Below are 12,562 nucleotides of genomic sequence, written 5' to 3'. Positions count from 1 at the left end.
ACCATGCGGACGGCTTCTTCCTTGAACTCCGGCGAGAACTGCCTACGACGCCTTGCCACGTACCTACCTCTTCCAGACTTCTGTCAGCTTATGTAGCCGACTGTCCGGAATCTGCTGGGCACCTCAAGGCCATCGAGGGCATTCGGACCTCAGGCCGCATCATTACGCTGGAGATACAAAGGGAGTTGGCCGCGCCGATCAATGGCGCTGACCGGCGCCTGTATGGGGATCCACTGTCACGTATCCCGCCTTTCAGGATGGCGAGATTGGAGCTCGGCCAGCACTTCTACTGAGGCAGTCGAGAGGCATGATGCATGGAGCATCACAGAGTTCCTGACATGGCGCCTTGAGAGGTGACTGAGTGAGTGGACCTACGCTGACGGACTACCTTCAAGGCTGGGGAACTCTTGCCGCCGTAATCGTGGCCCTCCTGGGAATGTGGCTTGCTCACCGTGCTGGCAAGCAAGATCGCATCGATGCAGAGCGGCGACTGCAAGATGAGCGCCGCATCGCCGACCGGCGACTTATTGAGCAATACGTACGAGAGCGCGAGCGCATTACCCAAGAACACATGCTGGCCAGGCTGCTTCAGGTAGGGGAAATCTTCGCCGACTATGTGCTCGCGGTGCAGCAATCCGAAGACGAAGCCGCAGGCCACGCCATGCAGCGTCTCGAGCTTCATCTGCGCGCGATTCCACGGCGTTGGGCAACTGTCTTACGTCAGCAACTCAGCATCGCCCAGGACGAGGTCTCCGAGAGTGAAGCTGATCGACGCCTCAAGGATCTGCGAGAGGACTCAGGGCTCATCCGTATCGAATGGATCTACGATGAACTTGCTGACAACATCGGTGAGCTGCTCCGATACAGCGAGCTAGAGGAGACATGGCAGCACCTCACAGACGAGCCAGAGGTCCGTGCGCAGGTGCAAGGCGATCGCCACCGCCAGTGAAGCCAGCAGATTCATAGCCATCGCGGGGGCTTCTTCCCTGCGACGCCCTTAGCCCGTGAACGAGAAGCGAACCGCAAGAGGCGCGCGGGAACCGAAGGTCCCGTCCAGTTCACGTCACGCTTGGGTCATCGAGACCTCATGTTGCGGTGAGAACGAGTGGTACTGCGAGCCAGGGTAGTTCTTCGTCCTGCGCCACACATCCAGACCCATGATGGAACCCATAGACATGCAGAAGCCCTCTGCGAAATCGCAGAGGGCCTTTGACCTGGAGCCGCCTTGGGGATTCGAACCCCAGACCCCTTCATTACGAGTGAAGTGCTCTGGCCGACTGAGCTAAGGCGGCGTGCGCTGTGCAGCTTGGAAGAGTCTACAGGAGCCCAAGGGGTTCTCGCTCCCTCCGATCACCCGATGCCCGGACACACCACCCCATCCCCCGGCACCACCCCCGCCACCAGGTACTCCTCCACCACTGCGTCCACACACCCCGACCCACTGGCGTACGCGGTGTGCCCATCCCCCTCGTACGTCACCAGCACCCCCGACTCCAGTTCCCCGGCCAGCCTCCGAGCCCAGGCGTATGGCGTGACCGGATCCCGTTCGGTGCCGATGATCAGGATCGGCGGGGCACCCTCCGCACGTAGGAGGGCGTGGTCGAAGGACGAACGGTGTGGCCAGTAGGCACATGGCAGCGACGCCCACACCAAGTGCGCGCCGAAGCGCGGCGCCCGCCGCCCCGCGAACCTCCCATACATCGAAGGTTCCGTCGGATGGTCCGCGCAGGTGACGGCCATGTTGGCCGCCATCTCGCCGGAGTAGCCCCCGTCATCGCGCCGGCCGGCGAACTGGTCGGCGTTGCGCAGCAGCAGCGTGCCATCGCCTTTGAACGCCCGCCGCAACGCCTCGCTCAACTCCGGCCACAGAGCCGGGTCGTGAAGCGGGCCCAGCAGCCCGAGGACGGCCACCGACTGCGTCACCTGACGCCGTCCGTCGCCACGCAGCGGACGCTCGTCCGTACGCCGGAGCAGCCCGCTCACCTCCGCCAGCACCCCGCCCACAGTGCGGCTGCTGAACGGGCAGCCCGCCGCCGCGACGCAGTCCTCGGCGTACGAGCGCAGCGCCCGCTCGAACCCCACCGCCTGTTCCGCGGCGAGCCGCAACGGCGAGGCGCCGGGATCGAGCGCCCCGTCCAGCACCATGGCCCGTACGCGACCGGGGAAGAGCTCCGCGTACACCGCCCCCAGCAGCGTCCCGTACGACTTGCCCAGGTAGGTGAGCTTCCGCTCCCCCAGCGCCTGCCGCAGCAGGTCCAGGTCGCGGGCCACGTCCGCCGTCCCCAGGTGCGGTAGCAGCTCGCCCGAGTGGCGGCGGCACGCCTCCGCGAATTGCCTCGCCCTCTCCTCAAGCGCCGCCCGTTCCGCGGCTGAGTCGGGGGTGCCGTCGAGGGCGGTGAACGCGTCCAGCTCCGGGTCGGTCAGGCAGCGGACGGGGGCCGACCTGCCGACTCCTCGCGGGTCGAAGCCGACGACGTCGAAGCGTTCGCGTACCTTCTCGCCCAGGACGAGCCGAGCCGCCCGCACATACTCCACCCCGGAGAGGCCAGGCCCGCCCGGGTTGACCACCAGCGACCCGATTCGTTCGCCGCTGGCCGGCAAGCGGATCACCGCCAGGTCCACCTGTTCACCGGATTCAGGGCGACGGTGGTTCAGTGGCACCCGCAGGGTGGCGCAGGAGAATCCGTCGCCGCAAGCCGTCCAGGACAACCCCGCCCGGTCGGAGGTGGAGGTTCCCACCGGGCAGGTCATGGCCATGGCCAGCACGCCGGCGACGGCAGCCGTCCGACGCCACCGTCTCTTCACGTGAAGCTCAGAAGAGCGAGCCGAGGAGCGCGCCCTGGCCGGACTGCAGGACGTGCGCGTTCTTCAGGGGGATCCAGAAGCATTCGAAGTCGGTCGGCTCCTGTTCGCCGTCGTGCAGCTCCCGGCTGGCCCATCGCTCCGGGGTGGGCTCGTCGAGCTCCAGGTGGAAGACGTGGCGGCGTTGGATCTCGAACCGGTAGGGGCTGATGTCGTAGGTGTCCTCGCCCAGCTTCCGGACGATCCTGTACTGGGTGAAACCGGTCTCCTCCCGTACCTCGCGCAGGGCGGCCTCCTCCGGCGTCTCCTCGGGCCGGATGCTGCCCGCGGGGACCTGGATGCCGACCTCCTCGTAGCTGTAGCCGGTGTGCCGGAAGACCAGCAGCCGTCCGTCACGGACGACGTAGCACAACACCTTGTCCTTGAGGACCTTGTCCGTCACGGTTGGGCGAGCTCCGCGGTCAGCCGCTCCAAGCCGCCCCTGATGAGCCGGCCGTAGTCGTCGTCGCCCAGCGCGCCGATCGTGTCCCGTGCCTGCCGGAGGTGCTCGCGGGCGCTGTCGAGGTCGTCCAGCTTGCGGTAGCACTCGGCCAGGTTGAGGTGCAGCGACGGGTACAGGCCTGCCACCGACAGCGGCACCCCGGCTCCCGCCACCCGCTCGTCGGTGAGCGAGTCGGCGGCGGCGAGTGCGCGCAAATCCCACATCAGCTCCTGCCGCGCGTCGTCCTGGACGTCGGCCATCGAGTGGGCGAGCACGCACACGTGCAGCGGGTCGCCTCGCTCGCCGCCGATCTCGTCCCAGATCTTCGCGAACAGGTCGCGAGCGGCGTCACGCTGACCGTGCTGATGGTGTAATTCCACCGCCTGGCCGATTTGCGTGAGGATGGGGTCGTTGTTCATCGGCTGCTCCCTGGGCCACATCGGGTCACCCTGACAACAATGCCAGGCGGGACCGACGATCAAACCGAAACGGACGCATCAGCCTCCCGCACCCGGTATCGGTAACGCAGCGGCGACTCCCCCACCTCGCGCTTGAACGCGGTGCTGAAGGCGCTCTCCGACCCGTACCCCAGCTCGGCCGCCAGCGCCCCGACCCGCGTATCGCCGTCGCGCAGGGCTCGCCGCGCCAGCAACATGCGCCACCGGTTCAGGTACGTCAGCGGTGGCACCCCCGCCAGGTCGCGGAAGCGTTCGGCGAACGACGTCCGCGACATCGCCGCCGCCCGCGCCAGCTCCTCCAGCCGCCACGGCCTGCCCGGCTCGGCGTGCATGACCTTGAGCGCCGGACGCAGCCGGTCGTCGGTCAGCACCCGCAGCCACCCCGGCGGCAGCTCGGTCTGGTCGACGTAGGCGCGCAGCACTTCGAGCAGTAGGAGCTGACCGTACTGCCGGATCGCGAACGCCGAGCCGATCCGGTTCCCGGTCACCTCCTCGAACAGCCGGTCAAGGCTGCGGCGCAGGCCGGTCGCCGCCGACGCCCGCACGTGGCCCACCGGGGGAAGCGCCTGCAGCAGCAGCGCCTGACCTGCCGGATTGAGATCGACGCGCCCACCGACCACGACGTCGGAGGCGCCGTCGTGGGAGGCACCGCCGTCGTGGGAGGCACCGCCGTCGTGGGAGGCACCGCCGTCGTGGGAGGCACCGCCGTCGTGGGAGGCACCGCCGTCGTGGGAGGCACCGCCGTCGTGGGAGGCACCGCCGTCGGAAGCGGAGGAGGCGGAAGCGGAGGCGGCGGAGGAGGAGGTGTCGAAGCGGGTGAAGCCCTCCACGGGCATGATGTCGCGGACGGGACCGTCGCCGGCACCGCCCTCCATACGCAGCCAGGAACGGTTGTTGAGGATGGCGACGTCACCCGGTCCGAGCTCGATCGGCTCGTCGAGGCCGTCGGATTCCAGCCGGGCCCGGCCGCGTACCATCGCGATGAGCTTCAGCGGGTCCTCGACGGCGTGCGCCGCCACCCACCGCCCGCGCACCTCGAACCCGCCGGTCATCTGCCCGCGCACCTGCACGAGCTCGAAGACCTCGGAAAGCTGATCATCCACCACGCCCGTACTCCTGCGAAAGAAATTCGAACTACTGATTATTCAGAGTACGGACGATCCGCCGCAGAGTGGTGTCATGCAGGAAAGACAACACCCCATCGGCTCCGGCTTCACCGCGGCTTCGACGGCCGCCGACGTGCTCAGGGGCATCGACCTGACCGGCAGGAACGTCATCGTCACCGGCGGCCACGTCGGGCTCGGCCTGGAGACCACCCGAGCGCTCAGCGAGGCCGGCGCGTCGGTCACGGTGGGCTCGCGCGACCCGGAGCGCGCCGCCCCGGCGCTGGCCGGCATCGAGCGCGTCGAGATAGCCCGGCTTGACCTCCTCGACCCGGCGTCCATCGACGCCTTCATCGCCCGCTACCTGGGCCTGGGCCACCCCCTCCACATCCTGATCAACAACGCCGGCATCATGGCGGGCCCCCTGGTGCGGGACGCGCGCGGCTACGAGGCGCAGTTCGCCACCAACCATCTCGGCCACTTCCAGCTCACCCTGGGCCTGTTGCCCGCGCTGCGTGCCGCCCACGGCGCCCGCGTGGTCAACGTGACGTCCGGCGGCCACCGCCTCTCCGACATCCGCTGGGACGACCCGCACTTCACCACCGGGTACGACGGCATGCTCGCCTACGGCCAGTCGAAGACCGCCAACGTGCTGTTCGCCGTCGAGCTGGACCGCCGCTGGGCCCCCGACGGGATCCGCGGCTACGCCGTCCACCCGGGCGTCGTCTTCGGCACGAACCTCGCCCCCTCGATCACCGATGACGAACTGCGCGCCATGGGACTCATCGACGAGACCGGCCAGCCGATCATCGACCCGGCACGCGGGAAGAAGACCGTGCGGCAGGGCGCCAGCACCGCCGTGTTCGCCGCGACCAGCCCGCTGCTGGCCGACCTCGGCGGGGTCTACCTCAAGGACAACGACGTCTCCCGGCTGGACACCCCGAGGCCGATCAACTTCGGTGCCGAGGAGGACATCCCCTCCGACGTCGTGCCGCACGCCATCGACCCGGTGTCGGCGCGGCGCCTCTGGGAGCTGAGCGAGCAGCTGCTCAAGGCATGAGTTACACCATCTCCCCGCCCGATTCCTCGCCATAAGCAGAGTCGTACGCCTTCCGCGGCCCGCACACGCTGGCCTTGGAGCACGAGCACCGCCGCCCTCCGTCGTTCAGCCGCACCACCACGGAGTCGGACGGCACGTTGTGCCCCACCACCGTCCCGGCCCCCTGCGGAGTCTCCACGCTCGCCCCCACGCGCGGAGCCGAGGCGCGAAACTCCTGGTAGAGCGGGTGCTCGTACTTCAGGCAGCACATCAGCCGCCCGCACGCCCCCGCGATCCGCAACGGATTGACCGGCAGGTCCTGGTCCTTGGCCATCCGGACGGACACCGGCTCGAAGTCCTTCAAGAACGTGGCACAGCACAGGTCGCGCCCGCACGGGCCGATGCCGCCCTGCAGCCGCGCCTCGTCCCTGGGCCCGATCTGCCGCAGCTCGACCCTGGCCCGCAGGTTGCGAGCCAGGTCGCGCACCAGGGCGCGGAAGTCGACGCGGTGCGGCGCCGAGAAGTAGACCGTGTAGACGTTGTCCTGGTCGAGGTAGTCGATGCCGACGACCTTCATCGGCAGCGTGTGCCGCTTGATCAGCCGCTTCGACACGCTGCGCGCCTCGGCCCTGCGGCGTTTGTTCAACTCGTCCCGGGCGAGGTGCTCCTCGCCCGCCATCCCCGCGCACACCGGCAATCCGTCGATGTCCTCGCTCGTGTACTGCGGCGCCCACACGCACTCCGCCACCTCGGCGCCCGAGTCCGTCGGGACGAGCACCTTGTCGCCCACTTTCGGGCTGTGCTCGCCGGGGTCGAGGTAGTAGAGCCTCCCGTAGCGGGTGAAGCTCACGGCCATGATCATTCCCATGGGCTCGAGCTCGCCTCCTGACGGCCTAGGGGTTACTTACGGCCTTCGCTTGCCACATTACGTGTGCCCACACACTGAAGGTCAGGGCTGGGTGCGCGGATCTTGCGCCGGGTCATTCGCTCCCGGCGCACATCTTGGTGTCCGGCCGCATCAACCCGAAGTCCCACAGCAGGGTCGCTCGCGTGCGCACGCACCTGCCGTCCATCACCTGCGCCACACCAGGCTGCCTCGCCAGCGCTTCGCTGCTCTCCTCGCCCCATCGAGCCCCTTCCTTCAGCTTGATCCTGAACGACTGGGGCATATCCTCCACGCGGGTCGCCTCCAGGAGTGCCTTGTTGTTCGCGAAGGACTCCTTGAAGTGCCGGAACGCGGCCTCCTCGTCCTCGAAGACGACCTCCGCCACCTCCGGCCTGGTCTGGATCAGCTTCTGAATGGCCTTGGTCTGGGCGAGCGTCGCCGCCCTCCCCTCCTTGGTCTCGCCGCCTGCGCGGCAAGCCGGAAGGTTGGTCTCCTTCTTGCACAGGAAGACGCTGACATCCCACTCCTGCGCCTTCGAGGTCGGCGCCGGGGAGGTGGTGCGGTCGATGACGGACAGGACCCCGGCCATCCGGCTCAACGGCCGCTCCACCTGCTTGGGGTCAGCGCCCGGCTGCAGCTTGAGCTGGTACGACGCCGGCACGTCCGTGACCTTGACCTCGTCCAGCAGCGCCCGGTCGTGGGCGAACCGCCGGCGGAATTCGTCGTAGGAGGTCTCCTGGCTCACCCACTGAGCGGCGGCGATCCGCGGCGCCTGCTCCGTCAGCGCGTGCTCGATCGCCTCCCGCTGCCCGGGCGTGACGGCCCCCGCGCACGGCGCGTCCTTCGGCACCGTCGCCGTACACAGGAACACCACCAGGTCGGCGTCGTCACGGCCGAATACCTCCGCGGCCGTCGCCGCCGTGCGATCGTCGTCCCCGGCCAGGCCCCCGCCTGCCAGCACGGCGGTCGCCGACCCCACGAGCACCACGGCCGCCGCCGCTGTCAGCATCCGGAAGTCCACCCGCGACCGCCTGCGCTCCGGAGCCCGCAGCGGCCTCAGCGTGCTCGCGTCCACCGAAGCCCCCGCCTCGGCGAGCGCGTCGCGCAGTCTGTCTTCCACCGGGCTGCTCATGCATCCTCCCCAAGCGCTCTGCCGAGGGCCGCCAGCCCTCGCGCGATCGTCGACCTGGCCGTGCTGGCGCTGATCCGCATCGTGTCCGCGATCTCCTGGTCGGCGAGATCGAAGTAGTAGCGCAGGGTCAGCGCCTCGCGCTGCCTGCGTGGCAGCTCGCGCAGCGCGAGCAGGACCTCGCGCCGCTCCTCGCCCACCAGCACGGCGCTCTCCGCCGACCAGACCGGCGGCTCGTACGGCAGACCCCGTCTGAACACGGTCGCCCGCCTGCGCAGCACCGACCGGCAGCCGTTGAGCACCGCCGAGCGCACGTACGTCAGCATCTTGTCGGCGTCGCGCAGCCTGGCCCGGCCGGCGTGCGTGCGCTCGAAGGCCTCCTGCACGACGTCTTCGGCGGTGGCCTGGTCACCGACCATGAGGAGGGCCAGCCGCACGAGGCCGACGTGGTGCTCGGCGAAGATCGACGCCACGTCGACCCGCTGCCGTGCCAGGGCCTCTTGCTGGGTGAGTAGTTCGACTTCCACGTATCAGAGACGTCTCAGGGTCTCGTCTGCTGCTTGCGGCACAGGACTATCTTGCGCCGCCGCCGACACCTGCCCACGCCTTCATCCACAGCCTGTGGACGACCATCGCCCACCTACGGGCGAAGCGACAGCATCATCGCCTCGACGGCCATCTGCGGGTTCACGTTCGCCGCCAGCCGCTCCCTGCACCGCATGATCGCGTCGATCCGCCGCAACGTCTCCTCCGGCGTGGACGACTTGGCAAGCTGATCCAGATCGAACCGCAGGTCATCGTTGGCCAGCTCCACCCCAGCCGCCCCGAACTGCATGGCCAGCACGTCCCGATAGAACGACACCAGCTCCAGCAGCGCCGCGTCCAGCGAGTCGCGCTTGATCCGGGTGGCCCGCGACTTCTGCCGGTCCTCCAGCTCCTTCAGCGCCCCGGCCCCACCGCGCACCAGCCCCCGGTTGAGCCCCTTCCCGCTGGACCCCTCCCCGTACAGCTTGCGCAGCTCCGAGGTCTCGCTCTCGTTGAGCGCGGTCGTGGCGGCGGCGGCCTCCTCCTCGGCCGTCTTCACCAGCCGCTCGGCGGCGGACACGCACTCGCCGACGCCCGTCAGCGAGCGCGGGATGCTCAGCACGGCCTCCCGCCGCGCCCTGACGCCCTCGTCCAGCGCCAGTGCCCGCGCCCGGCTGATGTGCCCCTGCGCGGCCCGTGCCGCGAACCTGGCGGTCTCCCACGGCACGCTGTCGCGGGTGGCCAGCACGTGGGCGACGGCCTCGGTGGCGGGGGTGGTGAGGGTGACCAGGCGGCAGCGCGACCTGATGGTGATCATCAGGTCGTCGGGGGCGGGCGCGCAGAGCAGCCATACCGTACGCGGCGGCGGCTCCTCGATGGCCTTGAGCAGGGCGTTGGCGGCGGATTCCGTGGCCCGGTCGGCGTCCTCGAACAGGATGACCCGCCACCGCCCCTGTGTCGGCGCGCCGGCCGCCCGCAGGATCAGCTCGCGGGTCTGCTTGACGCTGTAGGACAGCCCCTCGGGACGTACGGACTCCAGGTCGGGATGCGAGCCGATGAGCACCTGGTGGCACTGGTCGCAGTGGCCGCAGCCGCCGTCGGGGCACATCAGCGCGGCGGCGAAGGCGCGGGCGGCGTGCTCCCTGCCCGAGCCGGGCGGGCCGGTGAACAGCCAGGCGTGCGTCATGCCCGCGCCGCGCCCGCCCGCGACGACCTCGCCGGCCGCCGCCGCGGCCCGCGACAGCACGGCTGTCGCCTGGTCCTGCCCCACGAGGTCATCGAAAACCGTCACGCCCGTAAGGCTAGTCGTGCTTCACGCTGCGAGGGACGCCAAAGCCGGGATCGCGGAAGGCTGGTCGCGAAGGCTGGTCGCGGAAGGCTAGTCGCGGATGGCGGGCATCGTGCCGGTGATGTCCTCCGACTCCCTGGGCACCGGGTCGGGCAGGATCTCCCTGATCCGGTCCTGGATCTGCCGGGTGATCACCTCTTGCGGCAGCGTGCCGTCCACCACGAGGTACCGCTCGGGCGTGGCCGCCGCCAGCGCCCTGAACTCCTTGCGCACCCGCTCGTGGAAGTCGAGCGGCTCGGACTCGATCCGGTCGGCCGCGCCGCCGAGCCGGGTCAGCCCCACCTCGGGCGGCGTGTCGATGAGCACGGTCAGATGCGGGACGAGCCCGCCCGTCGCCCAAGCGTTGATCTTGGATACGTCCTTGGGGTCGAGGGCCCGCCCGGCGCCCTGGTAGGCCAGCGACGAGTCGACGTAACGGTCGGTGATCACCAGCGAGCCCCGGTAGAGCGCCGGCCTGATCACCTTCTCCACGTGCTCGGCCCGGTCGGCGGCGTACAGCAGCGCCTCGGAACGCGCCGACAGCCCGCGCTCGGCCGCGTCGAGCAGGATCGCGCGCAGCCGCATGCCGATCTTGGTGGAGCCCGGCTCGCGGGTCTGCACCACGTCGTAGCCCTGGTCGCGCATCCAGATGGCGATCAGGCGCGACTGGGTGGTCTTGCCCGACCCCTCGCCGCCCTCGAACGCCACGAACAGCCCGGGCACGTGCTCGGCCGCCTCGGCGGGGAAGCGCTCACCGCGCACCGCCGCGATCAGGTCGGCCGCCAACGAGACGCCCTTCCTGTCGTCCATGTGCCGCAGTGCCAGCACACCGACGCCCACCGCGAGCGCCCCGCCGATCACCAGCACCAGGTTGGTGCCGTCGAAACGGTAGCTGAACTCGCCCAGCCCCAGCACGTGCACCCCGAAGATGGCGGCCAGCGGGTTGGCCAGGGAGACCACGAGCAGCAGCGTCACCCGCGCGGTCGACTGCAGGAAGGAGAACGTGCGGCCGCGCAGCGCGTCCTCGACCTCCAGGCCGATCAGCGTGTAGCCGATGATCCAGGCGATGCCCGCGCACGCGCCGAGCACCACGGTCAGCATGACCACGATCACCAGGTTGTGCACCAGCGCGATCGCGATCAGCACCAGCCCCGCCACGGTGATGGCCAGCCCGAACAGCCGCCGCCGCGACAGCTCGCGCAGCAGCCTGAGCCCGAAGAACATGCCCAGCGCCATGCCGACGAAGACCGCGCCGAACACCACGCCGTAGGCCGCGTCGCCGCCGCCGAGCGCCTCGACGTAGATCCTGGCCACGCCCACCACGGCGCCGCCCGCGGCGAACGCGCCGAGCATGCCGATGATCAGACCGCGCACCATGCGGTTGCGGCCCACGAACCGCCAGCCCTCGACGATCTGCTTGAGCACGGAGGGCGTGGAGATGGCGCCGTCGCGCTTGGGGATGTCGCGCAGGGTGAAGATGAGGAAGGCCGACACGAGGTACGCGCAGGCGTTGACGACCAGGGCCAGCCCCGTCGCGTCCTGGCCGAGCGGGAACGGGATGACGCCGGCGATCAGGTCGCCCGCCACCGACAGCGCGGCGAAGAGCATCGCCGCGATGGGCGCGGTGCCGTACGTGACCAGCAGGTTGAGCTGGTTGGCCGACTCGAGCTGCGCCTTGGGCACCAGGTTGGGGACCGTGGCCTCCTTGGCCGGGACCCAGAACAGGTTCACGCACTCGACCAGGACGGTCGCGATGATGACCCACTGGTAGCTGCCCACGAACGGGATCGACAGCACCACGGCGAACCTGGCCAGGTCGGCGCAGAACATCGTCAGCCGCCGGTCGAACCGGTCGGCGAACACCCCCGCCAGCGGCCCCAGCAGCACGGCGGGCAGCATCTTGGCGAGGAAGACACCGCCGACGGCCAGCGACTGCACGCGGTAGTCACCCTGCGTGAGGTTGCCCGCGAGAGCGGTCAGCGCCAGCAGGTTGAGCCAGTCGCCGAGGCTGCACACCGACATGGCCGTCCACAACCGGCGGAAGGGCGCATTGGCCAGCACGTGGGTCGGGCGGCTTCGGCCAAGGGCAGTCATGATTTCAGCGTATCCAGGTGTTGACCGGAAGGGGGCGGACAAGAGACGAGCCGGATATTCCCGGCTGCTCGTGGCCGAGGGTATTACGGGAACGACCCCGAGCGCAGGTTACACACCTCGAATAGGCCCCCAAAAACATCATCAATTCATAACTCCGGACTCTTGCCGCGCCTCTTCCACCAATGGCTGCCACGCGCCCCTGATCTCGTCGGGAAGCACCAGCTCATCCCACAGATCGATCAGCAGCACGCCGTCGACGTGGCCGAGCACCTCCGCGGGCCCGCCCCCGCACAACAAGGCCGTGTAGGCCGCCCGCCGCTCGTCACGGTCGGACAGGTCGTGGTCGCGCTCGCCGAGCCGCACGACGCCCAGCGCCGCCGCCACCGGCAGCCGCCGCAGCCGGCTGGGCACGTGGAACGCCCGCCCGTCGGCGCCCTCGTGGGCCGCGCACTCGACCTTGGCCTCCAGCACCAGCCGGAACCCGGCCGCGTCGAGGATGCGCCCCGCCGTCTCCAGCGTCGGCGACTTCCTGCCGTGCTCGTAGGCCGACAACGTCGTGCGCGACGTGCCGCTCACGCTGGCCAGCGCCTTCTGGTTGAGGCTCGCGGCATGCCTGGCCTGCCTGAACAGCAGCCCGCCACGCCTGGCCCAGACGGCTATCTCCTGGCCGAGCATGCGCTCCACAGGGGACGCGACCACGTATCACCTCCGCAAAGTA

General features: G+C 69.5%; 13 protein-coding genes and 1 tRNA gene. 3 read left to right on the top strand and 11 right to left on the bottom strand.

Annotated features, from left to right (window positions below; genetic code table 11):
• Both ABD331_RS58425 and ABD331_RS58420 read left to right on the top strand, forming a co-directional pair.
• A partial coding sequence (locus ABD331_RS58425) for a hypothetical protein (protein ID WP_344495865.1) occupies positions 1-293 on the top strand: 293 nt, incomplete at its 5' end.
• Positions 294-361: 68 nt separating this feature from the next.
• Positions 362-949 carry a hypothetical protein gene (locus tag ABD331_RS58420; protein WP_344495863.1) on the top strand — a complete coding sequence of 196 codons (588 nt, stop codon included), beginning with the start codon at positions 362-364 and terminating at the stop codon, positions 947-949.
• Positions 950-1,215: 266 nt separating this feature from the next.
• Here ABD331_RS58420 and ABD331_RS58415 read toward each other — a convergent pair.
• From ABD331_RS58415 to ABD331_RS58395, 5 genes are all read right to left on the bottom strand, one after another.
• Positions 1,216-1,292: transfer RNA gene (locus ABD331_RS58415), tRNA-Thr, on the bottom strand.
• 58 nt (positions 1,293-1,350) lie between these two features.
• Entirely contained in the window at positions 1,351-2,610 is a 1,260-nt protein-coding gene (locus ABD331_RS58410) for an alpha/beta hydrolase (protein ID WP_344495861.1), read from the bottom strand.
• A 202-nt stretch (positions 2,611-2,812) separates the two neighbouring features.
• A complete protein-coding gene (locus tag ABD331_RS58405; RefSeq protein WP_344495859.1) occupies positions 2,813-3,244 on the bottom strand; it encodes an NUDIX hydrolase in 432 nt (143 codons plus the stop codon).
• Positions 3,241-3,702 (bottom strand): hypothetical protein, encoded by a 462-nt coding sequence (locus tag ABD331_RS58400; protein ID WP_344495857.1) that lies wholly within the window; start codon positions 3,700-3,702, stop codon positions 3,241-3,243. Before ABD331_RS58400 ends, ABD331_RS58405 begins: the two co-directional genes overlap by 4 nt.
• Before the next feature lie 59 nt (positions 3,703-3,761).
• A complete protein-coding gene (locus ABD331_RS58395) occupies positions 3,762-4,844 on the bottom strand; it encodes an AraC family transcriptional regulator (RefSeq protein WP_344495855.1) in 1,083 nt (360 codons plus the stop codon).
• Between the two features lie 76 nt (positions 4,845-4,920).
• Here ABD331_RS58395 and ABD331_RS58390 point away from each other — a divergent pair, with 76 nt between their 5' ends.
• A complete protein-coding gene (locus ABD331_RS58390) occupies positions 4,921-5,904 on the top strand; it encodes an SDR family NAD(P)-dependent oxidoreductase (protein WP_344495853.1) in 984 nt (327 codons plus the stop codon).
• A gap of 1 nt (position 5,905) precedes the next feature.
• Here ABD331_RS58390 and ABD331_RS58385 read toward each other — a convergent pair whose 3' ends face one another.
• From ABD331_RS58385 to ABD331_RS58360, 6 genes are all read right to left on the bottom strand, one after another.
• The gene (locus ABD331_RS58385; protein ID WP_344495869.1) at positions 5,906-6,745 is read right to left on the bottom strand and encodes a PSP1 domain-containing protein; all 840 of its coding nucleotides are present in this window, start codon (positions 6,743-6,745) and stop codon (positions 5,906-5,908) included.
• A 118-nt stretch (positions 6,746-6,863) separates the two neighbouring features.
• Positions 6,864-7,901, bottom strand: a complete 1,038-nt coding sequence (locus tag ABD331_RS58380) for a permease-like cell division protein FtsX (protein WP_344495851.1) — start codon at positions 7,899-7,901, stop codon at positions 6,864-6,866.
• Entirely contained in the window at positions 7,898-8,425 is a 528-nt protein-coding gene (locus tag ABD331_RS58375; RefSeq protein WP_344495849.1) for a sigma-70 family RNA polymerase sigma factor, read from the bottom strand. Before ABD331_RS58375 ends, ABD331_RS58380 begins: the two co-directional genes overlap by 4 nt.
• Positions 8,426-8,538: 113 nt before the next feature.
• The gene (locus ABD331_RS58370) at positions 8,539-9,714 is read right to left on the bottom strand and encodes a DNA polymerase III subunit delta' (RefSeq protein WP_344495847.1); all 1,176 of its coding nucleotides are present in this window, start codon (positions 9,712-9,714) and stop codon (positions 8,539-8,541) included.
• 87 nt (positions 9,715-9,801) lie between these two features.
• Complete coding sequence (gene tmk / locus ABD331_RS58365) at positions 9,802-11,844, bottom strand: dTMP kinase (RefSeq protein ID WP_344495845.1); 2,043 nt, start codon at positions 11,842-11,844, stop codon at positions 9,802-9,804.
• Positions 11,845-11,985: 141 nt separating this feature from the next.
• Entirely contained in the window at positions 11,986-12,543 is a 558-nt protein-coding gene (locus tag ABD331_RS58360; RefSeq protein WP_344495843.1) for a helix-turn-helix transcriptional regulator, read from the bottom strand.
• Positions 12,544-12,562: the final 19 nt, after the last annotated feature.

It is taken from the genome of Nonomuraea monospora, assembly GCF_039531895.1.
Taxonomy (GTDB): Bacteria; Actinomycetota; Actinomycetes; order Streptosporangiales; family Streptosporangiaceae; genus Nonomuraea; species Nonomuraea monospora.
The sequence above is the reverse complement of the archived record's forward strand: the minus strand, read 5'-3'. Positions and strand labels throughout refer to the sequence as shown.